Annotated in this window: 31 protein-coding genes; 14 read left to right on the top strand and 17 right to left on the bottom strand. The window is 59.5% G+C overall.

Annotation, left to right across the window (positions count from 1 at the left end; translation table 11 throughout):
* Positions 1 to 23 precede the first annotated feature (23 nt).
* Positions 24 to 914, bottom strand: a complete 891-nt coding sequence (locus GOX45_RS11145) for a formate dehydrogenase accessory sulfurtransferase FdhD (RefSeq protein WP_171101245.1) — start codon at positions 912 to 914, stop codon at positions 24 to 26.
* 49 nt (positions 915 to 963) lie between these two features.
* Between GOX45_RS11145 and GOX45_RS11140 the strand changes: the two genes are divergently transcribed.
* Positions 964 to 1,674: an AzlC family ABC transporter permease gene (locus tag GOX45_RS11140; RefSeq protein WP_171100876.1), complete on the top strand. Its 711-nt coding sequence runs from the start codon at positions 964 to 966 to the stop codon at positions 1,672 to 1,674.
* Entirely contained in the window at positions 1,671 to 2,003 is a 333-nt protein-coding gene (locus GOX45_RS11135) for an AzlD domain-containing protein (RefSeq protein WP_171100874.1), read from the top strand. Before GOX45_RS11140 ends, GOX45_RS11135 begins: the two co-directional genes overlap by 4 nt.
* On the opposite strand, the gene GOX45_RS11130 is transcribed toward GOX45_RS11135, so the two are convergent.
* From GOX45_RS11130 to GOX45_RS11100, 7 genes are all read right to left on the bottom strand, one after another.
* A complete protein-coding gene (locus GOX45_RS11130) occupies positions 1,992 to 2,624 on the bottom strand; it encodes a hypothetical protein (RefSeq protein ID WP_171100872.1) in 633 nt (210 codons plus the stop codon). The two genes, GOX45_RS11135 and GOX45_RS11130, sit on opposite strands and share 12 nt — an antisense overlap.
* A gap of 21 nt (positions 2,625 to 2,645) precedes the next feature.
* Positions 2,646 to 2,780, bottom strand: a complete 135-nt coding sequence (locus tag GOX45_RS11125) for an aa3-type cytochrome c oxidase subunit IV (protein ID WP_171100870.1) — start codon at positions 2,778 to 2,780, stop codon at positions 2,646 to 2,648.
* Between the two features lie 68 nt (positions 2,781 to 2,848).
* Positions 2,849 to 3,409 (bottom strand): hypothetical protein, encoded by a 561-nt coding sequence (locus GOX45_RS11120; RefSeq protein ID WP_171100868.1) that lies wholly within the window; start codon positions 3,407 to 3,409, stop codon positions 2,849 to 2,851.
* Positions 3,396 to 5,237, bottom strand: a complete 1,842-nt coding sequence (locus GOX45_RS11115) for a glycerophosphodiester phosphodiesterase family protein (protein WP_171100866.1) — start codon at positions 5,235 to 5,237, stop codon at positions 3,396 to 3,398. Before GOX45_RS11115 ends, GOX45_RS11120 begins: the two co-directional genes overlap by 14 nt.
* A 65-nt stretch (positions 5,238 to 5,302) precedes the next feature.
* Positions 5,303 to 5,755 carry a DUF6173 family protein gene (locus tag GOX45_RS11110; RefSeq protein WP_171100864.1) on the bottom strand — a complete coding sequence of 151 codons (453 nt, stop codon included), beginning with the start codon at positions 5,753 to 5,755 and terminating at the stop codon, positions 5,303 to 5,305.
* 4 nt (positions 5,756 to 5,759) lie between these two features.
* Positions 5,760 to 6,806: an MBL fold metallo-hydrolase gene (locus tag GOX45_RS11105; RefSeq protein WP_171100862.1), complete on the bottom strand. Its 1,047-nt coding sequence runs from the start codon at positions 6,804 to 6,806 to the stop codon at positions 5,760 to 5,762.
* A complete protein-coding gene (locus tag GOX45_RS11100) occupies positions 6,806 to 8,509 on the bottom strand; it encodes an acyl-CoA dehydrogenase (RefSeq protein WP_171100860.1) in 1,704 nt (567 codons plus the stop codon). The genes GOX45_RS11105 and GOX45_RS11100 overlap by 1 nt, the downstream gene beginning before the upstream one ends.
* Positions 8,510 to 8,634: 125 nt before the next feature.
* On the opposite strand from GOX45_RS11100, the gene GOX45_RS11095 reads away from it, so the two are divergent.
* A complete protein-coding gene (locus GOX45_RS11095; protein WP_171100857.1) occupies positions 8,635 to 9,582 on the top strand; it encodes an L-threonylcarbamoyladenylate synthase in 948 nt (315 codons plus the stop codon).
* Here the strand turns inward: GOX45_RS11095 and GOX45_RS11090 are convergent.
* On the bottom strand, positions 9,579 to 10,133 hold the full coding sequence (locus tag GOX45_RS11090) for a YqgE/AlgH family protein (protein WP_171100855.1): 555 nt from the start codon (positions 10,131 to 10,133) through the stop codon (positions 9,579 to 9,581). The genes GOX45_RS11095 and GOX45_RS11090 overlap by 4 nt on opposite strands.
* Before the next feature lie 162 nt (positions 10,134 to 10,295).
* Here GOX45_RS11090 and GOX45_RS11085 point away from each other — a divergent pair, with 162 nt between their 5' ends.
* Positions 10,296 to 11,102, top strand: a complete 807-nt coding sequence (locus GOX45_RS11085) for a protein-disulfide reductase DsbD domain-containing protein (RefSeq protein WP_371808973.1) — start codon at positions 10,296 to 10,298, stop codon at positions 11,100 to 11,102.
* Between the two features lie 4 nt (positions 11,103 to 11,106).
* A complete protein-coding gene (locus tag GOX45_RS11080; RefSeq protein WP_171100851.1) occupies positions 11,107 to 11,526 on the top strand; it encodes an NUDIX hydrolase in 420 nt (139 codons plus the stop codon).
* On the opposite strand, the gene GOX45_RS11075 is transcribed toward GOX45_RS11080, so the two are convergent.
* From GOX45_RS11075 to GOX45_RS11050, 6 genes are all read right to left on the bottom strand, one after another.
* Positions 11,523 to 14,924 (bottom strand): efflux RND transporter permease subunit, encoded by a 3,402-nt coding sequence (locus GOX45_RS11075; RefSeq protein WP_171100849.1) that lies wholly within the window; start codon positions 14,922 to 14,924, stop codon positions 11,523 to 11,525. The genes GOX45_RS11080 and GOX45_RS11075 overlap by 4 nt on opposite strands.
* A gap of 5 nt (positions 14,925 to 14,929) precedes the next feature.
* The gene (locus GOX45_RS11070; RefSeq protein ID WP_171100847.1) at positions 14,930 to 16,384 is read right to left on the bottom strand and encodes an efflux RND transporter periplasmic adaptor subunit; all 1,455 of its coding nucleotides are present in this window, start codon (positions 16,382 to 16,384) and stop codon (positions 14,930 to 14,932) included.
* Positions 16,385 to 16,491: 107 nt separating this feature from the next.
* Positions 16,492 to 17,034, bottom strand: coding sequence for a molybdenum cofactor biosynthesis protein B (gene moaB / locus GOX45_RS11065; protein ID WP_171100845.1), 543 nt, complete (start codon positions 17,032 to 17,034; stop codon positions 16,492 to 16,494).
* Positions 17,035 to 17,040: 6 nt separating this feature from the next.
* Positions 17,041 to 17,661, bottom strand: coding sequence for a LysE family translocator (locus GOX45_RS11060; protein ID WP_171100843.1), 621 nt, complete (start codon positions 17,659 to 17,661; stop codon positions 17,041 to 17,043).
* The gene (locus GOX45_RS11055; RefSeq protein WP_171100841.1) at positions 17,658 to 18,257 is read right to left on the bottom strand and encodes a metallophosphoesterase; all 600 of its coding nucleotides are present in this window, start codon (positions 18,255 to 18,257) and stop codon (positions 17,658 to 17,660) included. The genes GOX45_RS11060 and GOX45_RS11055 overlap by 4 nt, the downstream gene beginning before the upstream one ends.
* Positions 18,254 to 19,021 (bottom strand): uracil-DNA glycosylase family protein, encoded by a 768-nt coding sequence (locus GOX45_RS11050; RefSeq protein WP_171100839.1) that lies wholly within the window; start codon positions 19,019 to 19,021, stop codon positions 18,254 to 18,256. Before GOX45_RS11050 ends, GOX45_RS11055 begins: the two co-directional genes overlap by 4 nt.
* A 72-nt stretch (positions 19,022 to 19,093) precedes the next feature.
* On the opposite strand from GOX45_RS11050, the gene GOX45_RS11045 reads away from it, so the two are divergent.
* The 9 genes from GOX45_RS11045 to GOX45_RS11005 all read left to right on the top strand — a co-directional run bounded on the left by GOX45_RS11045 (position 19,094) and on the right by GOX45_RS11005 (position 24,871).
* Positions 19,094 to 19,729 carry a scavenger receptor class F, member 2 gene (locus GOX45_RS11045; protein WP_254446004.1) on the top strand — a complete coding sequence of 212 codons (636 nt, stop codon included), beginning with the start codon at positions 19,094 to 19,096 and terminating at the stop codon, positions 19,727 to 19,729.
* Positions 19,730 to 19,788: 59 nt separating this feature from the next.
* On the top strand, positions 19,789 to 20,724 hold the full coding sequence (locus GOX45_RS11040) for an aspartate carbamoyltransferase catalytic subunit (RefSeq protein ID WP_171100837.1): 936 nt from the start codon (positions 19,789 to 19,791) through the stop codon (positions 20,722 to 20,724).
* Complete coding sequence (locus tag GOX45_RS11035; protein WP_171100835.1) at positions 20,721 to 21,239, top strand: hypothetical protein; 519 nt, start codon at positions 20,721 to 20,723, stop codon at positions 21,237 to 21,239. Before GOX45_RS11040 ends, GOX45_RS11035 begins: the two co-directional genes overlap by 4 nt.
* On the top strand, positions 21,224 to 21,610 hold the full coding sequence (locus GOX45_RS11030) for a hypothetical protein (protein WP_171100833.1): 387 nt from the start codon (positions 21,224 to 21,226) through the stop codon (positions 21,608 to 21,610). The genes GOX45_RS11035 and GOX45_RS11030 overlap by 16 nt, the downstream gene beginning before the upstream one ends.
* Positions 21,607 to 22,068, top strand: a complete 462-nt coding sequence (locus GOX45_RS11025; RefSeq protein WP_171100831.1) for a hypothetical protein — start codon at positions 21,607 to 21,609, stop codon at positions 22,066 to 22,068. Before GOX45_RS11030 ends, GOX45_RS11025 begins: the two co-directional genes overlap by 4 nt.
* Positions 22,065 to 23,345: a dihydroorotase gene (gene pyrC, locus GOX45_RS11020; protein WP_171100829.1), complete on the top strand. Its 1,281-nt coding sequence runs from the start codon at positions 22,065 to 22,067 to the stop codon at positions 23,343 to 23,345. The genes GOX45_RS11025 and pyrC overlap by 4 nt, the downstream gene beginning before the upstream one ends.
* Positions 23,345 to 23,950 (top strand): glycerol-3-phosphate 1-O-acyltransferase PlsY, encoded by a 606-nt coding sequence (gene plsY, locus GOX45_RS11015; RefSeq protein ID WP_171100826.1) that lies wholly within the window; start codon positions 23,345 to 23,347, stop codon positions 23,948 to 23,950. Before pyrC ends, plsY begins: the two co-directional genes overlap by 1 nt.
* Positions 23,947 to 24,222 carry a hypothetical protein gene (locus tag GOX45_RS11010; RefSeq protein WP_171100824.1) on the top strand — a complete coding sequence of 92 codons (276 nt, stop codon included), beginning with the start codon at positions 23,947 to 23,949 and terminating at the stop codon, positions 24,220 to 24,222. The genes plsY and GOX45_RS11010 overlap by 4 nt, the downstream gene beginning before the upstream one ends.
* Positions 24,223 to 24,394: 172 nt before the next feature.
* On the top strand, positions 24,395 to 24,871 hold the full coding sequence (locus GOX45_RS11005) for a YHS domain-containing (seleno)protein (RefSeq protein WP_171100822.1): 477 nt from the start codon (positions 24,395 to 24,397) through the stop codon (positions 24,869 to 24,871).
* A 57-nt stretch (positions 24,872 to 24,928) separates the two neighbouring features.
* Here the strand turns inward: GOX45_RS11005 and GOX45_RS11000 are convergent, their stop codons facing one another.
* Together GOX45_RS11000 and GOX45_RS10995 are read right to left on the bottom strand one after the other, a co-directional pair.
* A complete protein-coding gene (locus tag GOX45_RS11000) occupies positions 24,929 to 25,912 on the bottom strand; it encodes a quinone oxidoreductase (RefSeq protein WP_171100820.1) in 984 nt (327 codons plus the stop codon).
* 66 nt (positions 25,913 to 25,978) lie between these two features.
* Complete coding sequence (locus GOX45_RS10995; protein WP_171100818.1) at positions 25,979 to 26,965, bottom strand: NAD(P)H-quinone oxidoreductase; 987 nt, start codon at positions 26,963 to 26,965, stop codon at positions 25,979 to 25,981.
* Positions 26,966 to 26,979: the final 14 nt, after the last annotated feature.

Raw genomic sequence — 26,979 nt, 5'->3', positions numbered from 1 at the left:
CACTGCTGTCAGATGATGGAAACTCAGGACTGCGCGCTTTTTCGTTTATGCTTTTTATCGTCATGCGGAACCGTTGCCGGATCCACATCGCGCACCAAACGGTCCTCACCCGACAGACAGACAAACCGCTGACCCCGCATCCGCCCAATCAAAGTCAGCCCAACCTCACGCGCAATCTCGACGCCCCAGGCGGTAAAGCCCGAGCGGGAGGCCAGCACAGGAATGCCCATCATCGCCGTTTTGATCACCATCTCGGAGGTCAGTCGCCCGGTCGTGTATAGGATCTTATCCGCAGCGCTTTCACCTTCGGACAGCATCCAGCCAGCAATCTTATCAACGGCGTTATGGCGGCCCACATCCTCCATATAGACCAACGGGCGGTTTTCGTGGCACAGCACGGTGCCGTGAATGGCCCCGGCCTCAAGATAAAGCGATGGGGTGCGGTTGATCTTGGCGGCCAGATCATACAGCCACGAGGTGCGCACCGACACCTGCGGCAGGCGCACATCCTCAAGCCCTTCCATCATGTCGCCAAAGACCGTCCCCACCGCGCAGCCACTGGTGCGGGTCTTTTTCTTCAGCTTGTCCTCGTATGAGGTTTGCCGCGCGGTGCGCACCACAACGGTTTCCAGATCATCATCATAATCGACCCGGGTGATCTGATCATCCGTCAGCAGCATGCCCTGATTGCGCAGAAAGCCCAGCGCCAGATATTCAGGATAGTCGCCAATGGTCATGGCCGTCACGATTTCCTGAGAGTTGAGGAAAATCGTCAGCGGGCGTTCCTCAACCACGGAAATCTGGCTGACATCGCCGTTCTGATCCACACCTTCGACCGCGCGGGTCAGGCGAGCCGCCCTTGGATCTGGTGCGATCACATAGTCTGACAGGTCAAGCTCCGTGGCCAATTGCAACCCCTCCCCAAGACGGCTACTGCTGCTCTTGGCACCATAGGATCTCACCATGGCAATCACCACAAGCAAGTCATATTTCTGGACGGGTTTTCGCGAAGGTCTGCCCTTTGTGATCGTCGTTGGCCCGTTCGGAATGCTGTTTGGTGTATTCGCAACCGAGGCCGGGTTGAACATCGCGCAAACCATTGCCTTCTCTGCCACCGTCTTTGCCGGTGCGGCCCAGTTTACCGCGTTGCAATTGCTGCAGGACAATACACCCACAGTGATTACTCTGGCCTCTGCGTTGGCGGTTAATTTGCGGGTGGCGATGTATTCGGCCTCGCTGACCCCCTATCTGGGTGCCGCACCACTTTGGCAAAGGGCCTGCGCTGCTTATCTGATCGTGGATCAATCCTATGCCTGCTCGATCGTCCGGTTCGAAGCAGAGCCCAAACTGACCACAAAACAGCGTATGGCCTATTTCGTCGGATGCGTTAGCCCGGTGGCTCCGATCTGGATTCTGATGACCTATCTCGGCGCGGTTCTGGGTGCTCAGATCCCTGACAGCTGGGCGCTGGACTTTGCGCTGCCGATTGCCTTTCTGGCGATGATCGGACCGATGATGCGCACGCTGCCTCATGTGATAGCCGCCCTTGTTGCGATTGTTGTCGCGCTGCTTACCGTTCAGGTTCCGGCCAATCTGGGCCTGCTGATCGCCGGAGTCGCTGGCATGATGGCAGGCGCGCAGGCCGAACTGGCGCTGGAGAGGCACAAGCGATGACAACGGTAAGTGCAACAACCATCTGGATCCTGATCATCGGCCTTGCGATTGGCAGCTTTGCGCTGCGTTTTACCTTTATCGGGCTTGTCGGTGACCGCCCGATACCATCCTGGCTATTGCGGCATCTGCGTTATACCGCCGTGGCGATCATTCCAGCTTTGATCGCGCCGATGGTGGTGTGGCCCGCAGCGACCGACGGCCAGCCTGATCTGCCACGCATGGCCGCAGCAGCCGTGGCATTGACAGTCGGCTTGGTCACAAAAAACGTGCTGACAGCGATCTTTTCCGGGGCCGCTGTGCTCTATGCGTTGCTTTACTTAATTGGTTGAAGCCCCATCCAACGCGTTCAATTGCGCGTTGTTGGCTGCAAGACCTTTTTGCAAATCCGCGTCATCGTTTTCGCGATATTCAGCTGTCTGAACACCGGGCAAAGCGCCAAACTGCTCGGACAGCTTGACCGGATAAAAAGTGGTGCTGATCCCTTCGAACCCGGGCACCTGCTGAAGCAATTGCGCGGTTGCATTTGCACAGAACGCACCCGCGACCGGCCCGGATTGCTTGGCCAGTTGCAATGCGATTTCTGCCTGTTGTGGCGTAACTTCAATCGTCTGGATACGGGCGTAATGCGTTTCGCGCGCATGACTGCTGCGATAAGCCCGTTCGACATTTGGAGTTATTCCGTAGAGCACATCATCCTTGATCGGCACAACATCCGCGCGGAACGAACCTGCCGGGTCAAAGATCACACGCTCGCTACCGCTGATCATCAACGAGGTATGCGCACCCGATCCGTTGCGCGTGCTGATCATGGTGTAGAGCGTCAAAGTCGAGGGCCCTGGGTCGCGATAAGACCTGGCAACGATCTCGGCCTGCTCCGCCTGCGGGCGTTGCGACCCGGCGCAGCTTGCCAACACCGCAAGTATCAGACAAGCAGTCAGAACCCTGAACACAGGTGTCACCTCAAAGAAAGCTTAAGACGCAAACACCGCCAGGAACAGGCACAGGAGGGCGATGACCACAACGCACCACGTTGTGAATTTGATGAAGCCATCGAAAGTTTTGGTTTGGACGGTGATATCCATCTCGCCGTGCTTGTGTTCAGCCATGATCTAAAGATTCCCAATTCGCGTGTTTACGAGGTTGGATAATGCATTTTTCAGCCCCTGTCACCACGTCATTCGCGCGCACCTTCACGCGATGGAAAAACCGAGCATCCCGGGTATCCGAACCCCCAACGCCAAGGCAGACCGCTGCACGGACCACCACCAAAACGCACCGCCAAGAACATGGCTTCTGCCGTGATGGAATGAACCTGCCCGATCTGATCCTCCGTCATATCGTACCGCTCGGCATAGTCAGAAGCGAATTCCTGACCATGTGTCTTCACGCAGGACCGTAAAGCTTCATCAGCGTTCAAACGCGCCTTGAAACTGTCTTCTGCTGTAAGCGCGCCTCCTGCTGAATGGTAGGCTTTGTCATGCGTTATACAGCAGTATTCCCAAGGCGGATGCGCTTCATAGAGCGCACTGAATTTGGGAAAGGTATCAGCCACAAGGCTCCAACTGCTGGAGAGACCACCGGAACATCCATCGGTCTCAAACGGGGTCAGATCGGCGTCACCCCGTTGATCCATCAAAGCGCGATGCGCCGGCATCTCAATGCTGCTCATGATGTCTTGCGCCTGCACAGGGGTCGCGCAGACCAACAGAAGGCACAGACTGTTACGGATTGTCATCACGCATCGCCTGAGTATCGACAGACAGTCCAAAACTTGTGGCCAACCACAAGAGCAGTCGTTCGCCCGGGCCCATCTCAGCCCGCGCCTGCAACACCGCGTTTGCCATGGCCGGACGGTCGGTGATCAGGCCGTCAACGCCCATAGATGCCATTGCCGACATTTGCAGCGGATCATTGACCGTCCAGACATATATGTCCTTGCCCGCTTCATGGACCTTACGGATCAATCCCGGCGACACCGTCGCCGCGTTCACCGCAACAAAATCCCCCTCCAACCCCGAAAGATCGCCCACAGCCGTCGCTGCCAATACTCCCGCCCGCCAATCCGGGCGCAGCTTTTTCATCTTTTGGACTGCGGGGTATTTGAGAGACATGGTCGAGATACTGTCCTGCATCTCCATTTCTTCCACAATGCCCACCACGCGGTTTTCCAATTCGACGTCGTGGCCGTAATATTTCAGCTCAATAATCACATTGGCCCGCCCCTTCGCGGCCTCCAAAACCGCGCGCAGGGTTGGGGTGCGCTCCGCGGCGTATTCCGGATCGAACCAACTGCCGATGTCGATCTCGGCTACATCCGGCATGGTCGCGTCCCAAACCTTGAGGTTGACGCCGCCCAGCTTCATGAAATCACTGTCATGGGCCACGATCACTTCGCCATCTGCGGTTTCCTGAACGTCGATCTCGACCCAATCGGCCCCGTCTTCGATTGCTTTGAGCACCGAAGCCATCGTGTTTTCAGGCCTCAGCGCTGCGGCCCCCCGGTGGCCAATGACCTCGGCATGATCCGGCGTCTGCACACGCTCTAACAGCGCCTGCCCCGACCACAAACCGATCAGCAAAGCCACAGCGGCAATTGCTACCGTGACAAGAACGGGCCGTCGCACATTACTGCGGGGTTCGGGATGTGGCAGAGATGCGGTCTCGGGCTCGAAAAACCTGTCTAGCAGGACCGCCAAGGCCCCAAGAGCCAGCGCCGCCAAGACCAGCCCCGCCAGCGACCAAAGACCTGCCACCAAAAGGCCAATGCTCAGGGCGACACGCAGATTTGTACCCTCGCTAAGTGGGACCAGAGCGAAGGCCAGCCCTGCAACAAAGGCAATGGCTGCACCAATCGCCAAGCGCATGGCCAGCCACAAGATCAGCTCGATTTTCAACCGCCCCCGCTTTCCCTCCATCCGCTGCTGGCTCACGACAAATGCGCTGGCCGGGGGCGTGCCTTCAAACAGCACAAGATGCAGTCCCAAAGCCCAGCCTGACAAACGTCTGACCAGAACCCAGGCCAGAGCCAGCACCACGATCCCGATCAGGACAACAGCAATCCAGAAGGCCGGGGGGTGAAACGTGAGGTAGTAGTTGATGTCATACTCCGTCAGGGTCCACCACGCGATCAGGCCAGCAACCGCCACAAACGGAACCGCGATCACCAAAATCCGCAGGATCAACCGCGCGGCGAAGCCAAACAGGGAAGGTAAGCGTGAGATGATCAGCGAAATGGCGGAACTACTGGCGCGCCAAGGGTCAGGTTCCCCCATACGCAGCGATGCGGCCATTACGGCAAAGACAAAGACCTCGGCCAGCAGAAACAGGCTAAGCACAACAATCGCCGCGACGAACCCGATCGGAGACAAAAGAAACATCGCGATGGCCTGATCGGTCAAAGCAGATTGATCCGACAGCGAGACCGCAAAATTGAGGGCAACGGCTATGGCAGGTGCGATCAATGCCACCAACAGCAAGCGCACCGAGATGTAGATCGGCAGGAAAACACGACGTCGGGCCCAGGATCCGGCATATGCACTTGTAACGGCTGAGAAATATGACACGCGAGGTTCTCCTGAATGATCCACTCATTCAAGGCTGCGATTGCGTGAATTGCAAGGGTTCTGAGTCAGCTTTCTCCCAGATCGGCCGCAAGCCGGAAGCCGATACGGTTGGCCGGTTTATCCTCAACCGATTTCGGCAGCGCACGCAGCATGACATTCAGCTGAGTGACATGCTGAACCAATTGCGTTTTCGCACCCCCGCCATCTGAACCATAGAAGGTGACGATATCAGGCTCGAAAAACCCCATCCCCTCGATCCGCATCACGCCCGCTTCGCCGCCGGTGAATCCCATGGCGACCTCATGATCGGCATCCAGTGCTTTTTCGAAATTCTGGATATACATGATCAGCCGCTCATAGGCCCATTGCGCAGGGCTTTTCGCCTCGACAGGCTTCTGCAATGGCTTGGGCAGGTCTTTGGCACCAGACTTGGCGTCGGAATTGGCATGTACTTCGTAACAGCGCGGCAGCGCCGCCGCTTCGGCAGCTTCGGCTGACGTCTCGATTTCATCCTGCATGACGCTATTCCTTGCGCTGGTACATCCACGCACCATCATCCCTACGGGTTCTGGTAACCGCACCAATGTGGAAGAGATGGTTCATATGTGCAACTGCCTCGACCAGAGCCAGACCATATTCACCCTCTTTAATCGGACGCTTGAACAAAGGTGGAAAGCAATCGGCAGCGGTTCTCGGCTGATCCAATTCGTCCAGCAAACGCGCCAGCGCACCGTGGTGATTGTCAATCAGTTGCCGCATCCGGATCGGCAAACCGGTGAAGGGCAGTTTATGTCCGCCAAGAACCAGATGCTCGGGTCGGGCAAGCGATTGCAGGCGCTCGCAGGCCTCGAGCCAACCGGAAACGGGGTCGGCCATCGGTTCGGTTGCATACACCCCAAGGTTGGGACTGATCGAACTGAGAATCTGGTCGCCGCTGATCACCAGATCGTCGTCGCGGCTCCAGAAGGTTGCGTGTTCGGGCGAATGGCCGTTGCCGATATGGACATCCCAATCGCGCCCGCCCATGCGGATCACGTCATCCTGTTTGATCCGTGTGTAGCCCAGCGGCATCGGAAAGACGCCATCCGCAAAGTTGAACGGTCGGTCCGCCATGCGCTTGGCCAGAATATCCGGCGCCATGCCCGCGCTGCGATAGAAGTTCAGCGTCTCTTCCGGCCAGGTTTCTTGCACATCCAGCGTCAACATCCGCGCAAACAACCAGGCCGTCCGGGTCGCGACCAACTCGGCCCCGTGTTCGGATTGAAACCACCCTGCATTGCCGACGTGGTCGGGATGGTGATGGGTCACAACAACCCGGTGCACGGGCTTTCCGCGCAATGGCCCCGCCATGACGTTTTCCCAGATCGCGCGCGACTTTTTGGAAGAAAGCCCGGTATCGACGATCGTCCAGCTGTCGCCATCATCCAACGCATAGACGTTCACATGGTCCAGCGCCATTGGCAAAGGCAGGCGGATCCACAGCACGCCGTCGGCAATTTCGATGCTTTCTCCCGGTGCCGGAGGCTCCGGCCAAGGATAGCGGATGCTCTCGGGCCGATCACCGTCCATCAGCTGGCCAGCTCATCAACGCTGAGCGCATAGAGGTCCTCGGCCCCTTTCTGCGCCTGCGCCAACAGCCCGGAATACTCGGGCAGTAGCGCACTGATGTAATAGCGCGCCAGTTTCGCGCGGGGCCCTTCCGGGTCCGCCAAGGCAGCGGACAGGTGGTAATGCCCGCCCAAAACGCGCGCAAAAGCTGCCAGATAAGCCGTTGCCCCGGCAAAACGGGTGTTCATGTCCGTCTGCGACACCAGCCATTCGGTGGTTTCACGCAAGGATTCCGTGGCCTCCCAAACCGGACCGGCCAGATCCGGCAGGGCGGCACGGGCCTTTTCTGCCTGTTCTTCGATCTCGTCCAGCAAGTTCGAGGCGGCTTCGCCCCCATCCATCATCTTGCGCGCCACAAGGTCCATCGCCTGAATTCCGTTGGTGCCCTCATAAATCGCTGTCACGCGGACGTCGCGATAATACTGGGCCGCGCCGGTTTCTTCGATAAAGCCCATACCGCCATGGACTTGCACACCGGTCTCGGCCACCCGCATCCCGGTTTGCGTACCAAAGGCCTTTCCGATCGGCGTCAACAGCGCCGCGCGGGCCGCCCAATCCGCATCACCCGTGGCTTGGGTCATGTCGATCGCAGCCGCATTGGCCAGCAGGATCGACCGCGCCGCAAATACATCGGCGCGCATGTCCATCAGCATCCGCCGCACATCCGCATGGTCAATGATGGTGCCCGAGGGTGTCTTGCCCTGCTTACGCTCCAGCGCATAGGCCAGCGCGTGTTGATAGGCGCCTTCGGCCACGCCAACCCCTTCGCCACCCACCCCAAGACGGGCGTTGTTCATCATGGTGAACATGGCCGCCATACCGCCATGTTCTGGCCCAACCAGCCAACCTTTGGCCCCGTCATATTGCATCACACAGGTGGGTGAGCCATGCAGGCCCATCTTGTGTTCCAGCGAGACCACTTTCAGATCGTTTGCCACGCCGGGATTGCCGTTCTCATCCGGGATATATTTCGGCACCAGAAACAACGATATGCCCTTGGTACCCGGCACCCCGTCCGGCAGACGCGCCAGGACCAGGTGGCAGACATTTTCGGTAAAATCGTTGTCACCCCAGGAAATATAGATCTTCTGTCCCGAGATCGCATAGGTCCCGTCGCCATTCGGCTCGGCCTTAGACGTCAACGCACCCACATCCGACCCGGCCTGCGGCTCGGTCAGATTCATGGTCCCCGACCATTCACCGGCCATCATCTTGGGCAGATACAGCGCCTTCAGCTCGTCACTGGCATGATGTTCCAGTGCTTCGATCTGGCCTTGTGTCATCAGCGGCGCCAGTTGCAGCGACAGGCATGCCGCGCTCATCATCTCATTCACCGCGGTGGTCACGGTCATCGGCAGACCCATACCGCCATATTCGGGATCACCGCTCATCCCGACCCAGCCACCTTCTGCAATGGCTTTCCAGCCCTCGGCATAGCCGGGTGATGTGCGCAACACACCGTTTTCCAGATGCGCCGGGTGCAAATCGCCCGGGCGCTGCAAGGGGGCCAGAACCTCTTCGCACAGCTTGCCCGCTTCGGTCAGGATCGCGCTGACGACATCCGAGCTCGCATCCGAGAATTTCTCGGTCGCTGCGATCTGGTCGTAGCCGATCACATGGTTCAACAGAAATTCATAATCAGACAATGGGGCGCGATAGGTCATGGCTTCCCTCGGATTTGGTGCTGGCTGGCCTTGGAATTTCCAAGCCACGCCTGTATGCATCTGGGCTTGCAAGCTTACCTACCCGCCCGGGCCACGCAATCAACCAAAACGCCGCGTCACAAGTGATGAAACTGTTTCAAACCAAATATCTGTCCGCAGACACTGCGGGGTTGGCGCAGGCCGCAGATCTGCTGCGCCAAGGTCAGCTGGTCGCGTTTCCAACAGAAACGGTCTACGGGCTGGGCGGCGACGCGCGAAACGGAGAGGCGGTTGCGGCCATTTATGAGGCCAAGGGGCGGCCCAGCTTCAACCCCTTGATCGCTCATGTGGCGTCGGTAGAGGCAGCGCAGCGTTTCGTCGAATGGTCCGATCAGGCGCAAAGTCTGGCCGATGCATTCTGGCCCGGTCCCTTGACCTTGGTGTTGCCTTTGCGTCCGGGCCACGGGGTATCATCCCTCGTCACGGCAGGGCTGGACACATTGGCCGTCCGCGTTCCGGCCCATCCCATTGCGCGTTCGCTTTTGGAAGTCGTCGACGGACCGGTGGCCGCGCCGTCGGCCAATCCGTCGGGTCAGATCAGCCCGACAACCGCAGACCATGTGCAGTCGGGCTTGGATGGTCGGATCGCCGCCATCCTTGATGCGGGACCCTGCGGAGTAGGGCTGGAATCCACCATCGTCGGGCTCGCGGGCGAGCCTTCGCTTTTGCGACCGGGTGGCGTGGCTTTGGAAGAGGTCGAACACGCGCTGGATACACGGCTGCATATTCATCAATCAGGTGACCTTTTGACCGCGCCGGGTCAGCTGCAATCCCATTATGCGCCGAACGCGCCGGTCAGACTGAATGCCGAGGCTGGTGTTGGGGATGAAGTCGTTTTGGGTTTTGGCCCGGTAGACTGTACCCTCAACCTTTCCCAAAGCAGTGATCTGGTCGAAGCTGCGGCCAACCTGTTTGCGATGTTGCACGATTTGGACAAATCTCACCGTCCGATTGCCGTGTCACCAATCCCCGACCATGGGCTTGGCGCTGCGATCAATGACCGGCTGCGCCGGGCTGCGGCCCCCAAGACCTAAGCGCGCCCCGCGCTGGCTGAAAGCGTCAGTGGGTCAACGCCCAGCGTGGCCAGCGCGGCCTCCCACTTCTCGTCATCCGGCAGGTCAAAGACCAGTTTCGGATCGGACTCGGTGGTCAACCAGCCGTTCATCGCAATCTCATCTTCCAGCTGGCCCGGACCCCATCCGGAATAGCCCAGCGCAACAAGCGCATTGAGCGGCCCACGCCCCGAGGCCAGATCTTCCAGCACGTCCAACGTTGCGGTCATGCTGAAATCGCCGCAAATCTGCATCGAATGCAAATTTGCCTCATAATCAGATGAATGCAGAACAAAACCGCGCGACATCTCGACCGGACCTCCGAAATGCACCAGACGCTCACCCACAACCGGAATCCGACACGGAATATTGAGCTGCTCCAGAAGCACTTTGGTTCGCAGGTCCGACGGCTTGTTGATGATCAGCCCCATAGCGCCATCTTCGGCATGGCTGCAGATATAGACCACCGAATGCTCAAAGCGCGGGTCACCCATTCCAGGCATCGCAATCAACAGTTTTCCGGTCAGGTCCATGAAGCAAGGTCTCTTGTCATCCGTCCGAGCCAACAATGACCCGGTCCGGCAGGGATTGGCAAGGGATCAGCGCTTGTTCTGTGGGTATTCGGACGCATTTCATTCCTATGAACGGAACGTGACTTGGCAACCTGCACGACTATGCCCATTTAATAGGGCATGATGATGCATTGGACACCTGCTGCCGCCCTGCTGGCTGGCCTTACTTTTGCTGCGCCGACATTTGGTCAGAGCGCGAACGGACTTACGCAACTTGACATTCTGGATGGGGGTCGTTCAGCGGACGGGTCGTATCAGGGCGCATTGCGGATGACCCTGCAGGATGGCTGGAAGACATATTGGCGCGCACCGGGCGATGCCGGGATACCACCGCATTTTGATTGGGGGCCGTCCTCGAATGTCGGTGAGGTTTCGATCACCTGGCCTTCACCGGATGTGTTTGACCAAAACGGATACCAGTCTATCGGCTATGAAGGCGAACTAGTCCTGCCGGTGACAATCACTCCGAAAAACCCTGCTCAGCCGGTTCGGCTGCAAGGCAGCGTTGACATTGGCGTCTGCAAGGATGTCTGCGTGCCCGAGCGGCTGGACTTCGACCATGTTCTGGATGCCGAGGCCGGGCGCAATCCGACCATTGCTGCGGCGCTGGCAGAACGTCCCTTCTCACCGGCCGAGGCGGGGGTATCCGGCGCGGCCTGTCACTTGTCGCCCACAAATGACGGGATGCAGATCGAAGCGCGGATCACCATGCCACCCGCCGGTGGTGACGAGGTTACGGTCATCGAACCGGGCAATCCGATCCTTTGGGCCTCTCAAACCGTGACTGAGCGGCAGGGCGACACGCTGATCGCCCGGTCCGAGGTCATCAATGCCTCGGGCGAGCCTTTTGCGCTGAACCGTTCCGATATTCGCATCACGGTTCTTGGCGCGCATCATGCCGTTGATATCATCGGGTGCAGCGCGGGCTGACCGCATGACACAACTTCCCCGAATCGGCGCTTTGGCCGTTGTTCTGCACGAAAACCAGGTGCTGTTGGTCCAGCGCAGCAAGCAGCCCGATGCCGGGCTGTGGGGCTTCCCTGGTGGCCATGTGGAATGGGGCGAAACGGTTCTTGAGGCGGCTGCACGGGAATTGCTGGAAGAAACTTCCATCATCGCACAGCCCCTGTCCTACCTGGACAATCTCGACTTGCTGCGCCGCGACTCTCAAGGGCAGGTAAACTCGCATTACCTGCTTGTGGGTGTGGCCTGCCGCTATGTCTCGGGCACACCTCAGGCCGGTGATGACGCCTTGGATGCAAGCTGGTTTCCGGTCGAACGCATCTTGCAAGGCGATCTGAGCATGAGCGCGCGTGTGCCCGAGCTTTTGTCCACCGCTCTAAGGGCTGATTAAGTGCCCGCGCGCCCCGACAACCGACCATAAAGCAGCCCCGAAAGGGTAACGCTGACCAGCAAGATCAGCGCCGCACCCGCCGCAAACACCCCAAATCCCATGCGCAGCAGGGCCATCCCGTCTTCGTCCCCGTAAAACTGGGCCAAAGAGGTGAGCGGTGCGCCAGACACAACGGGCCAGACCATCGCCACCGCCAGCCAAACCGCCAAGGCAGCACCTGTCGCCACAACCGACCCCTGCACCACTCGATCAGGCGCACGCAACGCGCGGCGCATCGCGGTCATCGGGCGCGCGACATCGTTGAGGATCGCCAGCAAGGCCGGAACCAGCAGCAGCACAAGCAACATGCCAAAGCCCAGGCCATAGACCAGAGTGATCACGGTCGGTTTGAGGAATTGCGCCTGTTGCGAGCCTTCATAAAGCAGCGGTGTCAGACCAAGCACGGTGGTCAATGTGGTCAGCATCACTGGGCGCAGCCGGTCTGCGGTCCCTTCGATGATCGACGGCACCAACCCGCGTTCCTGCTGGTACCCGTCAATGGTCGTTACCAGAACAATCGAGTCGTTGATGATAATCCCTGTCATGCCAAGCAGGCCGACAACGGTGAACATGCTTAGCGGAACATCCCAGATGTAATGGCCCCAGATCGTGCCCACCAGACCAAAGGGAATGATCGACATGACCACCAGCGGACGGGTCCAGCTTGCAAAGACCCAGGCCAAAACAAGGTAGATGCCGGTCAGACACAGGATAAGCCCCGCCCCGGCTTCGGCCAGAAACTCGTTTTCCTGTTCGCTCAGCCCTGCCATGCGCCATTCAACCTGACGTTCCGCCGCGATGGTGGGCAGGATTTCTTCCTGCATGGCGCGGGCAATCTCGGCGGCTTGGGCTGGATCGTCCTCGGAAATGTCCCCGTTCACGGAAATCACCCGCAACCCGTTTTCGCGCCGCACCGTTGAAAAGCCCGATTTCCGCTCGACCGAGACGATGTCGGCCAAAGGCACGTAAACCCCATCTGGTGTGCGCATCAGCGTGCGTTCCAGGAAATCGGCTGTCAGTTCGCCTTCGGGCAGTTCAACCCGGATTTCTGCGCTACGTGGTCCGTCGGGATAGGTCGCGGCCTCGATCCCGTTCAACCGATCACGCAGCACGCGGCCCAGTGTTTCGATACGAAAGCCCAGCGCCTGTCCCTGAGGTGTCAGGTCCAGAATGAACTCTTCTTTGTCATAGGCCAGATTATCCTCAAGCGCCGAGACCTCGGGGTATTTTGCCAGTTCGGCCTGCAAATCCTCGGAGGCGGATTTCAGAGTGTTCACGTCCGCCCCAAAGAATTGCACATCGATGGCGTCACCGCCGGGGCCGGACCGCCAGCCTCGGAAGCTGAGGAGTTCGACCTTGGGATGGCGTGGCACGGTATCTTGCAGCTCACCCACGAATTCAAAGCTGGAATAGGGACGCAAGTCTGCGTCGATCAACTCAATCGAAATCCCGCCCAGCAGGTCTGCATCCTTACCATCGGCGGCCGAGAGACCAAACCCGGCCGATCCGCCAACCTCGGCCAGCACATAGTCAATCGGGTTTCGGCCATGGCGTTCTTCATAGACCGCACCCAGCTCTTCGGTGGCGCGCTGCACCATGCGCATCATTTCCAGGGTATCCGCGCGCGTCGCGCCCTCGACCATGATGAAATTGCCAGTGACCGAGCCACGCTCGGGTGCGTTGAAGAACCGCCAGTTCACGTCACCCCGAATGAACAGGGCCGCCTGACTGGCCAGGATCACAACCATGATCGCCACAACCACATAGCGCGCCCGGATCACCAGCCCGATCAACGGACGGAACAGCGTGTCGCGCACCCAGCGGAAACCGCGATTTACCACACGGTTGGGCCAATCATACCAATGTTCCTTGGCCGAATGCGCGATCGCATGCGCCATGTGATTGGGCAGGATCAGAAAACACTCGATCAGCGAGGCAATCAGAACCGCGATGACCGTAAAGGGAATGTCGCGGATCAACTCACCAAAGCGTCCGCCCACCAAGGTCAGGCCAAAGAAGGCGATCACTGTGGTCAGGGTGGCGGCAAAGACCGGCATGGCCATGCGCCGCGCAGCTCGTTCGGCGGCGACCATCGGCGGCTCGCCCAACCGGCGCGCACGGAAATCTGCGTGTTCACCCACCACGATCGCGTCATCGACCACGATGCCCAAAGTGATGATCAAACCAAACAGAGAGACCATGTTGATCGACAGCCCGCCCAGATACATGAACGCAACCGCTGCGGACATGGCCACCGGGATACCAACTGCTACCCAAAACGCGATACGCGCGTTGAGGAACAGAAACAGCAGGCAGACGACCAATCCCAGCCCGACCAAACCATTATCAACCAGGATATCCAGACGATCCGTGATGGCCTGCGCCCGCGTACGGATCAATTCGATAGAGATGCCTTCGGGCAGGCTGGCCTGCATTTCGGTCACAACATCCTCGACCGTGCTTTGGATGCCGATTGCGTCGCCAAGATTCGACCGATCCACGCGGATCGACATTGCCGGGTTTTCACCAACAAAATAGCTGCGGTCGCGGGTCACACCTTCGACCCGGATATCGGCCAAATCTCCAATCACCAGTTTGGAGCCATCTGGGAAATTACGAAGCGGTATGCGCTCAATCTCTTCGGGGGTGCGTTTTTCAACACCGGTGCGGATCCGCGCATTAGCGCCGGTGACATCGCCTGCCGGGCTTGCGGTCACTTCGGCGGCAATGGCCGCCGCGATCTCGGACAGGGTGATATCATTGGCAATCAACTGGACGGTGGGCACTTCGACCACCACACGCGGTGCTGCGATGCCCCGGATCGTGGTTCGGGTTACACCAGCAGCAAACAGACGGTTGATCAGTTCATCTGTCAGATTGGCCAGCTGTTCCGGCTCGGTCGGTCCTGTGATCACGACATCCGTCACACGGTCACGCCAAGCCCCACGCCGGATCGTTGGCTCATCCGCATCCTCGGGCAGCTCGGTCACGCTGTCCACTGCGGTTCGGACTTCTTCAACAGCGCGCGACATGTCCCAATTGGGCTCGAATTCCAGCCGAACCCGGGCCGAGCCCTCGCGTGAGGTCGATTCCGTGCTGGCCACGCCTTCAACCGCCAGCAGAGCAGGCTCCAGCAGTTGAACAATGCCGTTATCAACATCCTCGGGGCCTGCCCCATCCCAAGTGACATTCACATCGACGCGTTCAAGGATGACGTCCGGAAAGAACTGCGCACGCATGTTTGGAATGGCCGCAGCGCCCAGCACAAGCATCACCAGAAGTAGAAGGTTGGCCACGGTCCGGTGGCGCGTGAAATAGCTGAGGATACCGCCCGCAGCGTCTGGAATATCGCGCATCATGGTATCTAGCCCCCGGCTCGGGCTTCAAGCCGCTGCACCAGGGATGCGGGAACGCTGGCTTGGCTGAGTTGCCCCAGAAGCCGCTGCTTTACCGCCTCGGGCATCCTGCCGCTGGATTCGACCAAAGCCACCAGTTCAGCCCGGCGCTCGTCGGACAGCTCCAGCATCTCGGGTACCGAGGCCGCTTCGGCCTCTTGCCGCAAGGGTCTGACACGGACACCAGAACCCAGCAAAGGCGTGCGGCCGATCACGACCTCTCGGCCTGCCAGGCCCTCGCCGCGCAGCAAAACTTCATCGCCTTGTCGGCGGATCAACTCAACCGCCAGGGGCTCTAACCGGTCGTCGCCAGCCAGAACCAACACGTTTCCGGTTGCATCCAACACTGATGACGGCAGGCGCACCACGTTGTCCAAAGGCAGTTCTTCCACCGAGACGGTAACGAAGTCGCCCGGCTTGAAGCCCGCTGCCTCGTCCAGCCTTGCAAACAGCAAACGCCCGGTCTGCCCTTCACCCGCCGATCCGCTGTCGCGGCTGATCCGGCCTGTGGCCACCAGATCCGTCCCGGTAACATCCAGCGACACGGTGACAGGCGCCTTTATCAAGTCGCCATTCTGGTCCAGCAGGCGCACAAACTGGGCGGTTGAGACCCGGAATGCGACCTCAAGCGCGTTTGGGTCCACCAGTTCGGCCAGTTTTTCGTTGGCCGAGACCAACCGCCCTTCGACCAGAGTCACCTCGGTCAGCGTGCCCGCAAACCCGGCATAAACCGTCATGTCATTCAGATCGCGTTCTGCCGCCTCCAAGGCAATCACTGCCCGAGACAACAGCGTTGTCGCCTGATCCACGCGCGATTCCGCTTGCGCCAATGCGATCCGGCTGGACAGAACCGCCTGATTGGCCGAGGTCAGGGCCAGCTCGGCCTCCTCCACCGAGGCCGCAGCCCCGACACCACGATCCAACAGGTCCTGCTGACGCTGCAAGGCCCGTCCGCGCAATTCAACCTGTGCCTCTGCGGCGCGCAATTCATCTTGCGCCAACAACAATGAACGCTCGGCGTCGCGCTCTTCGAACTGGGCATCCAGCAGATCAGATTTGGCGCGATCCAGTGCAGATTGCGCATCTGCCGGGTCCAGCTCGACCAGCATTTCACCTGCGTCGACCGAACCGCCATCCTGGAAATCTTCGGCCAGCGAGACCACGCGCCCACCCAGCGCCGCGCGCAATTCCAGGCGACGGCGGCTTTGAACCTGCCCGAAGGCCTCGAGATACGGTGTGACCGTCTCAGGCTCGGCCGTGCGCACGCTGACCGCAAAAACCCTCTCACGGGCCTGCGGCGGTTGATTTTCGCGTGAAACGACATCCTGAACCGCGCCCGAGATCAGCTGAGCGGCCACAAGCAGCAGCCCCAGCGTCAAAAACGCCAGGAACACGCCCACAAGACTTTGCCTTAGAAATCGCATCAGTCAGTTCACTCCGGTTGCGCGCCGCTACCTGTTACAGATGGTAGCCGGGCAATCGCATCTGCCAAGCCACAATGACTTGATCCAGTGTTCAACGCACTACCAGACTACTTCCGTCGCAAGTGTTCGTCCAATCTGGGCATTATTTCCACAAAATTGCAGGGGCGGTGCCGATAATCGAACTGTTTTTCCAAAATAGCGTCCCACGCGTCTTTGCAAGCCCCAGGGCTGCCAGGTAGTGCAAACAGGTAGGTTCCGCCCGCCACGCCACCCGTGGCCCTTGATTGGACCGCAGAGGTTCCGATCTTTTCCATCGAGACGATAGTGAACACGGTGCCAAATGCATCGATCTCTTTTTCGTACACATCCCTGTGTGCCTCGACCGTGACATCCCGCCCGGTTAGCCCGGTACCTCCGGTCGACAAGACAACATCAATCTGGGGATCCGCGACCCAGGCACGCAGTTGATCGGCAATCTGGTCACGCTCATCCTGGATGATCTTTCGGTCTGCCACCAAATGGCCTGCCTTTTCGATCCGGTCCACCAGCGTTTGTCCCGAGCGGTCCTCGGCCAGAGCTCTTGTGTCCGAGACCGTCAGCACCGCGATGCGAATGGGAATGAATTCAAGTGTTTCGTCGATACGCGACATGCGGGGTTACGCCCTTTCCAGAATGGCAAGCCGGAGCGCTAGCGCCGCGAAAATGCTGCCCGTGATCCAGCCAAGAATTCGAGAGGCACGCGGATTGCCGACCAACATGCGCCCGGTGCCACCGGCAAAGATGCCCACAAATCCGTTCACGACAAAGCCGCCCCCGGCGATGATCACGCCAAAGATCAGAAACTGCATCAAAACCGAACCTGCGGATGGGTCAACAAACTGGGGGATAAACGCCAGCACAAACAGAATGACCTTTGGATTGGTCAGGTTCACCAGCATCCCATCCCGAAAGGCGCGGCTCATGGGGGCAGCCGGTGTTTCGGGGGCAACTGCGCCGTTGCGAAACGCGCCCCATGCGAGGAACAGCAGATAGCCCACGCCGAACCAGCGAATGACGTCAAAGAGCCAGGGCAAGGTTGCAACCGCGGCGCCCAAACCCAGCCCAGCCAGAAGCACATGCAGCATCACGCCCGTCGAAACCCCGGCGCTGGCGGCAAGGGCGGGGCGTGGGCCCGACCTCAGCCCCTGACCGAAACAGAACATCATATCGGCACCGGGCGTCAGTCCAAGCACAAGGGCCGCCGGAATGAAGGTCAGCAAAGTCGCTGTTTCGATCACGATCCCACCTCGAACCAATTCACAGTAGGACCAAGATTTGCCAGCTGGGTCTGGCCCAGATGGCCGCGATAGCCCCAGCTATCATGGATATGGCCAAACACTGCCAACCCAGGCTGTATTCGTTCGATCGCATCGCGCACAGCTATCGACCCTACCAACTGGCCCATCGAGGTTTCATCCCCATAGCCTTTGGGCGGAGAGTGCACTATCAAGACATCTGCGGAAACGCACCGAGCCAGCAGTTCAGTGGCAGCGCCTTCGGAAAGGTCGCAAGACCACTCTCCGAACGGTGTTTCCGGGACACCGTAACCAAGGCCGAAAAGACGCAGACCGTCTAGCTCCATGCCTGACCCATGCAGGACGTGAACACCTTCCGGCACCGTATCAGACAACTCCTCGGCGCTTTCGGCATTGCCCGGTACCAGAACCAAAGGCGCGGCCATGCCAGACAACATCGCCATCGCTTCATCCAGTCCCTGCCGCATGTTGCAATAGTCTCCGGCACCCACCACGAGATCCGCCGCCGCACTGGCCGCAACCAGATCGGCAGCCCGGCTGCGCGCCATGTGCAGATCGGAAAAAGCCAGAATTTTCATGCCCCTCCTCGCAATCGCGCTTTCAACTCCAGCAGATCGGCCCAGGCCTGTCGTTTCATTTGCGGCTGACGCAGCAGATAGGCCGGATGGAACATCGGGATGACAGGCAGATCCAGCGCCTGGTCCCAATTGCCGCGCAACCGGGTAATACCGCGTTTGCCCAGCAGCGCCTGACAGCTGATATTGCCCATCACAACAAGGATCTCAGGCCTGGCCAGGGCAACGTGACGCTCCAGAAACGGGGTCATCATGCCGATCTCTTCCGGTTTGGGATCTCTGTTTTGAGGCGGCCGCCAGGGCAGCACATTGGTGATATAAACGTTCTGCGCCCGGTCTAGATCAATCGCAGCCAGCATCCGATCCAACAATTGCCCGGCACGACCCACAAAGGGTTTGCCCTCACGATCTTCGTCGCGCCCCGGCGCCTCACCGATAATCATGACCTTTGCCCCCGGGACACCATCGGCAAACACCAACTGCCGCGCGCCGCGTTTCAGCTCGCAATAGGCAAACGTGTCCATGGCTTCGCGCAGGGCTTCAAGCGATTTCGCACCGCTTGCGGCCGCCTTGGCCACCGCAACAGGATCTACTGCCTCGGGCTTGGCAGGCGTCGCAGGTGCAGCCACCGGGGCCTTGGGTTTGGGGGACGTGTCAGGCAGGTCATAGCGGTTGATCGGCTCGTCCCCGATCGACTCGGTCACGCCAAGTTCGATCTGCCAGTCCAGCAGCGCACGCGTCGCATAATAATCCAAGCACGATTCCATGCGGCTAATTTACCTGCATCCCGGCTGAGGGAAAGCGAATAGACCTTGCCTTGATACCCGGACCTGTTGACCATGGACGCTGTTATGTTTCAGATCCTGCGCCTTTTGCTGATCGGATTGCTGCTGACATTGGCCAGCGGGCCCGAGGTTTCAGCCCAGCTTCTGGGTCGCGACAGCCAGTGCCGTGCCGGGCAGTTCCAATGTGGGCGGTCGTGCTGTTCCCCCGGTGAGCGGTGCAGTTTCGACGGAAACTGCATCCCTCTGGGCCACACCTATTGCGGTGGTGGACGCACGTGCGGACCGTTCGAGCGTTGTGTTGCAGGCGGTGCGCGCTGCGCTCCTGCCGGGGCCAATGCCTGCAACTCGCGCCTCGACTGTCCGGGGGGCAGCACTTGCAACGCCCGGGGGGAGTGCGAACGCATCCGGCCTGAATTTGACCCCACGCCGGCCCCGCGCGCGCGCTGTGACGATGGGCTAACCTGTGCGCGAGGCTCGACCTGTCTGCCCGGTGGCGGATGCTCGCGCCCGGGGTGGTTCTTGTGCGAAGAAACCGGATCACAATGCCGCCCGGGCTTCAAATGCTCGGCCCATCAAGGGTGCGTACCTGTCAAAGCTGTCGATTGCGGCTATGGCAAATGGTGTAAACCGGGTGAGCAATGCCTGCCCGATGGCGGCTGCGAGAAACTGCCGGACGGCACCGATCCCTAGCTTGCTTTGAACTACGCAGCTTTCTATAAGCGGCCCGATTGTCCGACAGGAGCCCGCCCATGCGTTTCGCCCATCGTCACCTTCTTGGGATCGAGCATCTGTCGCAATCCGATATCACCGCTATTCTTGATCTGGCTGAGACCTATGTCGACATGAACCGCCAGTCGACCAAACGCTCGGACGTGTTGTCAGGGCTGACACAGATCAACATGTTCTTCGAAAACTCAACCCGAACGCAGGCCAGCTTTGAACTTGCGGGCAAACGCCTGGGGGCGGATGTGATGAACATGGCGATGCAAGCCAGTTCGATCAAAAAGGGCGAGACGCTGATCGACACGGCGATGACGCTGAACGCAATGCATCCCGATCTGTTGGTGGTGCGGCATCCGCATTCGGGCGCGGTGGACCTGCTGGCGCAAAAGGTGAATTGCGCGGTGTTGAACGCGGGCGATGGGCGGCATGAGCACCCAACACAGGCCTTGCTGGACGCGCTGACCATACGCCGCGCCAAAGGACGGTTGCATCGGTTGAACATCGCGATCTGCGGCGATGTCGCGCATTCGCGCGTGGCGCGGTCGAACCTGATCCTGCTGGGCAAGATGGAAAACCGGGTCCGCCTGATCGGCCCGCCAACACTGGTGCCCGGCCAATTCGCCGAATTTGGCGCGGAAATCCATGACGACATGAACGAGGGACTACAGGGCGTCGACGTGGTCATGATGCTGCGCCTTCAGAAAGAGCGAATGGATGGCGGATTCATCCCCTCGGAACGCGAATACTATCACCGCTATGGGCTGAACGCCGAAAAGCTGGCGCTGGCCAAGCCCGATGCCATTGTCATGCATCCCGGACCGATGAACCGTGGGGTTGAGATTGACGGCACGCTGGCGGATGACATCAACCGATCCGTCATTCAGGAACAGGTCGAGATGGGTGTCGCCGTGCGTATGGCGGCGATGGACCTGCTGGCCCGCAATTTGCGAGACGCCGCATGAGCCCTTTGAAGGTTGCCCCCAATGAACGCGGAGTGCTTCGCTTATTCGCGCTGGATATGCCACCAGAAGAAGCCAAATTCCAACGCGAACCTGGTGCGGCCGATCAGATGCTGGGGATCGTGGGGCTGGTGGCAGATCAGATCGATGTTTTCCCGGTCTCCGACCTCGAAGACATGGGGCTTTATGGCTATCTGCACGAAGGCTGCGGCGTTTCGTTGGATCAGCTGGACCGGACTGCGCTTGAGGCCGTCAAGGGCTGGGTCATGGTTGTCCGCAGCGCAGCCTTTGGTGGCCGCGCCCTGCGTCTTGAACCGGACCCAAGGGTGCATTTGATCGGGCTTTATACCGAAGAGGCAACCAACTGGACAGGTGGAAAGATCGAAACCGGAAGCGCCAAGCCATTTTCGGCCCCGCAAGCAGCCCCTTCAGATCAAAGCCCGCAACGCCTTGGATCTGCGGTTCTGGCAGTGCTTGCATTGCTGATTATCGGAGGCGCCCTTTGGCTGATCCTGTGACCTTTTCTCCGGACAAATCGGCCTATATCCGCACCTATGCCTGGCTGGCGGCAGTGGCGATGGCTGGTGCGATGATCGTGCTGTGGGTGGTCGGTAACCCCTATGTCTGGACCGGCGCGCCCGCGGGTCTGGCGGCGGTGGGGATCCGGGCGTGGTACCTGGCCTCGGAGGATCTGGCCGCGGTGTGGGAAATGTCGGACACCACCCTAACGGGTCCTGGCCCGCGCACTGTCGCGCTTACCCAGATTGCTGAGGTCAAAACATTGGGCAGCTTTGTCCAGGTCATCACAAAAACTGGCGACAAGCACCTGATCAAATACCAGGCCAACCCCGCCACGACCAAAGCCGCCATCGAAAGGGCAATGCGATGACAGCCAGCAATCTAGATTGGTGGCGCCGTCAATTACCGGAAGACGCGCAAATCATTTGGTCGGGCAGGCCCTATCAGGGGTTTTTTCCACCTCATGTCCGCTGGGCATATGGCATTTTATGTGTTTGCCTGTGCCTGGCCTGGATCGCCAGCCCCTGGTACGCAGATACTGTGCGGGACTATTGGAAAATCGTTGGCTGTACGTTGCTGTTGGCCTTCTACATGTGGTGGGATCGATTCCTTCGGTCACGACGCGTTTACGTTGTGACCGACAATAATGTTTGGTGGCTGAGCGAAGTCTTCCCGACCAAAAGCCTTTCTATTCACCCCAATCTCAGCTTTTACCGAAGCGGCCAGAACATCGTGTTTTCTCGGCTTAGATTCCTCGTATTCGAATACCTGACTGACCCAGACGCTGCACTGGCGGCCTTAACAAAAGCCCGAGAATCGACGTCATGACCACCCATTTCTTCATCAACGCCCGCCTGATCGACCCCGAGGCCGGAACGGAAGCGCCCGGTTGGCTACAAGTGGCCGATGGCCGGATCGCCGCAAAAGGCGATGGCACCGTCCCTGTGGGCGATCATAAGGTCATCGACTGTCAGGGCCATTGTCTGGCCCCGGGCATCGTCGATATCGGCGTCAAAGTCTGTGAGCCCGGCGAACGGCACAAAGAAAGCTATAAATCCGCCGGTCTTGCCGCCGCTGCTGGGGGAGTGACCACTATGGTCACGCGCCCCGATACGCTGCCCGCAGTGGACACGCCTGAAACGCTGGAATTCGCCACTCGGCGCGCGCAGGCAGATGCGCCAGTGAACGTGCTGCCCATGGCCGCCCTGACCAAGGGCCGCGAAGGTTGCGAGATGACCGAGATCGGTTTTCTGATGGATGCAGGCGCCGTGGCCTTCACCGATTGCGACCATGTTGTCAGCAACACCAAGGTGTTTTCCCGCGCCTTGACCTATGCGCGATCCTGCGGCGCGTTGGTGATCGCGCACCCGCAAGAACCGGGCCTCAGCGCCGGGGCTGCCGCCACCAGCGGTAAATTCGCCGCCCTGCGTGGGCTGCCCGCTGTGTCGCCCATGGCCGAGCGTATGGGCCTGGACCGGGACATCGCGCTTTTGGAAATGACAGGTGCGGCCTACCATGCCGACCAGATCACCACCGCCCGCGCCCTGCCCGCACTGGAGCGCGCCAAGCGCAACGGATTGGACATCACCGCCGGTACATCGATCCACCATCTGACGCTGAACGAGCTGGACGTCGCCGACTATCGCACCTTCTTCAAGGTCAAGCCGCCGCTGCGGTCGGAAGACGACCGACAAGCGGTCATCGAGGCCGTTCGGACCGGCTTGATCGACACGATCAGTTCGATGCACACACCGCAAGACGAAGAAAGCAAGCGCCTGCCGTTTGAAGAGGCGGCCTCGGGCGCGGTCGCGTTGGAAACGCTGCTTCCCGCAGCGCTGCGACTTTATCATGCCGAGCAGCTGGATCTGCCGACCCTGTTTCGCGCCATGGCTCTAAACCCCGCCAACCGGCTGGGTTTGGAGAGCGGACGCCTGACCGCAGGCGCTCCGGCAGATTTGGTTCTGTTCGACCCGGATGTACCCTTTGTGCTGGACCGGTTCGCGCTGAAATCGAAATCCCAGAATACCCCGTTTGACGGCCAGCGGATGCAGGGTAAGGTCACCGCGACCTATGTGGCAGGAAACGAAGTCTACCGGAGAGCCTGATGCCCGTATTTGACAGCACCACAGAGCAGCTGATCCTGTGGGCGGCTATCGGGTATCTGATGGGCTCGATCCCTTTTGGCATGGTCATCGCCAAGGTGATGGGGCTGGGAAACCTGCGCAGCATCGGCTCAGGCAATATCGGTGCCACCAATGTTTTGCGCACCGGCAACAAGAGTGCCGCAGCGCTGACGCTGATCTTCGACGGGGCGAAGGGGGCCGTGGCGGTCCTGCTGGCGCGCGCTTTGGCTGGCGAAGACGCGATGCAAATCGCGGCGCTAGCCGCATTTCTGGGTCATTGCTTTCCGGTCTGGCTCGGGTTTAAGGGCGGTAAAGGCGTGGCCACCTTTCTGGGGTTGTGGCTGGCTTTGGACTGGCGCGTGGGCATCGCCTGTTGCCTGACCTGGCTGGTGGCCGCAGCAATCTGGAGAATTTCCTCGCTGGGCGCTTTGGCCGCCGCTGCTTTGTCGACGACATGGATCATGGTGTTTTCCGACGGATCGACCTTTGGTCTGGGGCTTATCCTGACAGTATTGGTTTATGCCCGGCACAGCGCCAACCTTGCGCGGATCAAGGCTGGGACGGAACCCAAGATCGGGAAATCTTGACCAGACAAGACGCGTTTCTGGGCGCCTTTTTTGCTCTGCCGCTTGGGACGTTCATCGGCCATGCGAAAGGGCGGCAGTATGCCGTGTCCCGGTCAGAGTTCGTAGTCGGCAAATCCCACAAGCTTGTCGCGCATGAGCTGGGCGGCACCGACTATATCAGCCTGAACCTCTATCTCACTCAGTCCAGCGGCGCGCTGCTACGCCCGTGTGAAATGTCGCCAGACAAAGTGATAAGCTTCGTTCTTTCCCTGCGTCCGAATGTGCGAAAATGATTGCTGATTGTTCGTCAACGCACAGTCACAATTCATTGAATTGAACGTGAACGCGCCGTCTCCCAATTGGGTTTGCATGGCAGCCAATTACCGGTGCCACGTAAAACAAATCCGGGTCGCCCGGGCAAAATTCAGGTGCTTCAAAGCGGCCCTGTTCACGAAAGGTGAAACCATGAACAAGATCAAATCCCTCATCGGCGGTGTCGCACTGTCCGTCGCAATCGCAAGCTCTGCTCTGGCTGCTGGTGTTGAGCTGAACGCAAGCTCAACCGGTCTGGCGCTGCAAGGCTATGACCCGGTTGCATACTTCACAGTTGGTGAGCCGACAAAAGGTGACTACCGCATCACAGCACTGCACAACGACGCGCTGTACCGCTTTGCCAACGAAGAAAACAAAGCCGCGTTTGAAGCAAACCCTGAGGCGTATCTGCCCGCCTATGGCGGTTACTGCGCGTTTGGTACTGCGATGGGCTTCAAGTTTGACGGTGACCCGAACTACTGGAAGATCGTTGACAACAAGCTGTACCTGAACCTGTCGAAAGACATCCAGGAACGCTGGGAAGGCGATATCCCGGGCTTTAACGAGCGTGCGGATGCCAACTGGAAAGACATCGCGTACAAGACCCCTGCGGAACTGCAAGAGCAGTAAGCCATTCGGCAAACCTCAGATTGATCGAGCCCGGCAGCGATGCCGGGCTCAGTCGTTTTATGGCTCAAGAACCGTGCTGCCGGTGGTTTGGCGTGCTTCCAATACCCGATGCGCCTCGGCCACCTGATCCAGCGGGAACTGCTGATCAACGTGAATCTTGACCTCACGACCGTCCACCTTGTTGAACAACCTGCGCGCCATCGCCTGACAGGTCTTGTGATCGGCGATATGGGTGAACAATGTGGGCCGTGTCAGCCGCAAAGAGCCCCGCTGTGCCAGCATCCCCAGATCAACAGGCGGAACCGGACCGGAGGCATTTCCAAACGAAATCATCATGCCCAGCGGTTTCAGGCAATCCAGCGACCCTTCAAACGTGTCCGCACCCACCGAGTCCATCACTGCATCCACACCTTTCCCACCCGTGATTTCGGCGACGCGTTCAACGAAGTTCTCTGTTCGGTAATTGATGCAGTGCGCCGCGCCATTGAACTGCGCCATGCTGCATTTCTCGTCTGTTCCGGCTGTCCCGATCAGGGTGATGCCTTCGGACTTGGCCCATTGGCAGGCAATCAACCCGACGCCCCCTGCTGCGGCATGAAACAGAACCGTGTCGCCCCGCTTGAGGGGTGTGGTCCGGTGAAACAGATATTCCACCGTCAGACCTTTCAGCATCATGGCTGCCGCGGTGCGGAAAGAGATGCTTTCCGGCAAAGGGCAAACCTGCGCGGCGGGCATGACCCGCGCTTGTGCGTAGGCACCGGGGGGTGCCGCAGCATAGGCCGCGCGCTGTCCAGGTTGCAGATGCGTCACGTCCTCGCCAACAGCCTCGATCACACCGGCGGCTTCCATGCCCAGCGCGTGGGGCAGCTCGAGCGGATAGAGCCCGCTGCGCTGATAGACGTCGATAAAGTTCAGACCGCAGGCATGGTGCCGAATGCGCACCTCGCCCGGGCCCGGATCACCCACAGGTCTGTCTTCGACCTGTAACACCTCGGGGCCGCCGGTTTCATGGATGACCACTGTTCGCGCCGTTTGCTGCATGCTGCTCTCCCATTGGTTTGCTGCAAAGCTATCACGGCTGCGAAACAGGGCAATGCATTCAATTGGTCAACCTGCCACCTCAAGAACGATTTTGCCAATATGACCCGAGCTTTCCATACGTTCGTGGGCTGCTGCTGCCTCGGACAGGTCAAAGCTGCTGTCCATAACCGGCGCGATCTTGCCCGCTTCGAGCAAAGGCCAAACGGCTTCGCGCAAGTTCTGGGCGATCCGGGCCTTGGCCAGATCACTTTGCGGGCGCAGGGTGCTGCCAGTCAGGGTCAAACGTTTGACCATCATCAAGGCAAAATTTACCTCGACAACCGGACCTTGCAGAAAGGCGATCTGCACAAGACGACCATCTTCAGCCAGAGCTTTGATGTTGCGCGGGATATAGTCACCGCCGACCATATCCAGGATCAGGTCAACACCGCCTTCCGCGCGCATCGCAGCCACGAAATCCTCATCCCGGTAGTTGATCGCCTTCTCTGCCCCAAGCTTGACACAAGCCTCACATTTTTCGTCGGATCCGGCCGTGGCAAAGACGCGGGCCCCAAAAGCGTTGGCCAATTGAATGGCCGTGGTGCCGATGCCGCTGGAGCCTCCATGCACCAAAAACCGTTCGCCCGCTTTCAATCCGCCACGCGTGAACACATTGGACCAGACCGTAAAGAAGGTTTCGGGCAGGCACGCAGCCTCTTTCAAGCCCATGCCTTTGGGCACCGGTAGACAATGCGCGGCTGGAGTGGCCACATATTCGGCATATCCGCCACCGGGCAGCAACGCACAGACCTGATCACCGATCGCCAGACCTTCGACCCCGGCGCCCAGCGCCACGACCTCACCCGAGGCTTCAAGCCCTGGCAGATCGCTCGCCCCCGGAGGCGGATCGTATGCTCCCGCCCTCTGTAGCGCGTCTGGGCGGTTCACTCCGGCATAAGCAACTTTCAGAACCACCTGACCATGGGCCGGTTCCGGCATGGGGCGTTCGGTCACTTGCAACACATCCGGCCCACCGGGCTTTGTAATTTCAACAGCGCGCATCATCTGGGTCATGGGCAGATCTCCTT

This window comes from Ruegeria sp. HKCCD7255, assembly GCF_013031565.1.
Taxonomy (GTDB): domain Bacteria; phylum Pseudomonadota; class Alphaproteobacteria; order Rhodobacterales; family Rhodobacteraceae; genus Ruegeria.
Note: the sequence above shows the minus strand (reverse complement) of the source record. Positions and strands in the feature narration are given on the sequence as shown.

Excerpts from the sequence above, each read along its gene's own strand:
- GOX45_RS11140 (WP_171100876.1), top strand. The coding sequence starts at position 964 with ATGGCAATCACCACAAGCAAGTCATATTTCTGGACGGGTTTTCGCGAA.
- GOX45_RS11135 (WP_171100874.1), top strand. The coding sequence starts at position 1,671 with ATGACAACGGTAAGTGCAACAACCATCTGGATCCTGATCATCGGCCTT.
- GOX45_RS11125 (WP_171100870.1), bottom strand. The coding sequence starts at position 2,780 with ATGGCTGAACACAAGCACGGCGAGATGGATATCACCGTCCAAACCAAA.
- GOX45_RS11120 (WP_171100868.1), bottom strand. The coding sequence starts at position 3,409 with ATGACAATCCGTAACAGTCTGTGCCTTCTGTTGGTCTGCGCGACCCCT.
- GOX45_RS11110 (WP_171100864.1), bottom strand. The coding sequence starts at position 5,755 with ATGCAGGATGAAATCGAGACGTCAGCCGAAGCTGCCGAAGCGGCGGCG.
- GOX45_RS11105 (WP_171100862.1), bottom strand. The coding sequence starts at position 6,806 with ATGGACGGTGATCGGCCCGAGAGCATCCGCTATCCTTGGCCGGAGCCT.
- GOX45_RS11100 (WP_171100860.1), bottom strand. The coding sequence starts at position 8,509 with ATGACCTATCGCGCCCCATTGTCTGATTATGAATTTCTGTTGAACCAT.
- GOX45_RS11095 (WP_171100857.1), top strand. The coding sequence starts at position 8,635 with ATGAAACTGTTTCAAACCAAATATCTGTCCGCAGACACTGCGGGGTTG.
- GOX45_RS11090 (WP_171100855.1), bottom strand. The coding sequence starts at position 10,133 with ATGGACCTGACCGGAAAACTGTTGATTGCGATGCCTGGAATGGGTGAC.
- GOX45_RS11085 (WP_371808973.1), top strand. The coding sequence starts at position 10,296 with ATGATGCATTGGACACCTGCTGCCGCCCTGCTGGCTGGCCTTACTTTT.
- GOX45_RS11080 (WP_171100851.1), top strand. The coding sequence starts at position 11,107 with ATGACACAACTTCCCCGAATCGGCGCTTTGGCCGTTGTTCTGCACGAA.
- GOX45_RS11075 (WP_171100849.1), bottom strand. The coding sequence starts at position 14,924 with ATGATGCGCGATATTCCAGACGCTGCGGGCGGTATCCTCAGCTATTTC.
- GOX45_RS11070 (WP_171100847.1), bottom strand. The coding sequence starts at position 16,384 with ATGCGATTTCTAAGGCAAAGTCTTGTGGGCGTGTTCCTGGCGTTTTTG.
- moaB (WP_171100845.1), bottom strand. The coding sequence starts at position 17,034 with ATGTCGCGTATCGACGAAACACTTGAATTCATTCCCATTCGCATCGCG.
- GOX45_RS11055 (WP_171100841.1), bottom strand. The coding sequence starts at position 18,257 with ATGAAAATTCTGGCTTTTTCCGATCTGCACATGGCGCGCAGCCGGGCT.
- GOX45_RS11050 (WP_171100839.1), bottom strand. The coding sequence starts at position 19,021 with ATGGAATCGTGCTTGGATTATTATGCGACGCGTGCGCTGCTGGACTGG.
- GOX45_RS11045 (WP_254446004.1), top strand. The coding sequence starts at position 19,094 with ATGGACGCTGTTATGTTTCAGATCCTGCGCCTTTTGCTGATCGGATTG.
- GOX45_RS11040 (WP_171100837.1), top strand. The coding sequence starts at position 19,789 with ATGCGTTTCGCCCATCGTCACCTTCTTGGGATCGAGCATCTGTCGCAA.
- GOX45_RS11035 (WP_171100835.1), top strand. The coding sequence starts at position 20,721 with ATGAGCCCTTTGAAGGTTGCCCCCAATGAACGCGGAGTGCTTCGCTTA.
- GOX45_RS11025 (WP_171100831.1), top strand. The coding sequence starts at position 21,607 with ATGACAGCCAGCAATCTAGATTGGTGGCGCCGTCAATTACCGGAAGAC.
- pyrC (WP_171100829.1), top strand. The coding sequence starts at position 22,065 with ATGACCACCCATTTCTTCATCAACGCCCGCCTGATCGACCCCGAGGCC.
- plsY (WP_171100826.1), top strand. The coding sequence starts at position 23,345 with ATGCCCGTATTTGACAGCACCACAGAGCAGCTGATCCTGTGGGCGGCT.
- GOX45_RS11005 (WP_171100822.1), top strand. The coding sequence starts at position 24,395 with ATGAACAAGATCAAATCCCTCATCGGCGGTGTCGCACTGTCCGTCGCA.
- GOX45_RS11000 (WP_171100820.1), bottom strand. The coding sequence starts at position 25,912 with ATGCAGCAAACGGCGCGAACAGTGGTCATCCATGAAACCGGCGGCCCC.
- GOX45_RS10995 (WP_171100818.1), bottom strand. The coding sequence starts at position 26,965 with ATGACCCAGATGATGCGCGCTGTTGAAATTACAAAGCCCGGTGGGCCG.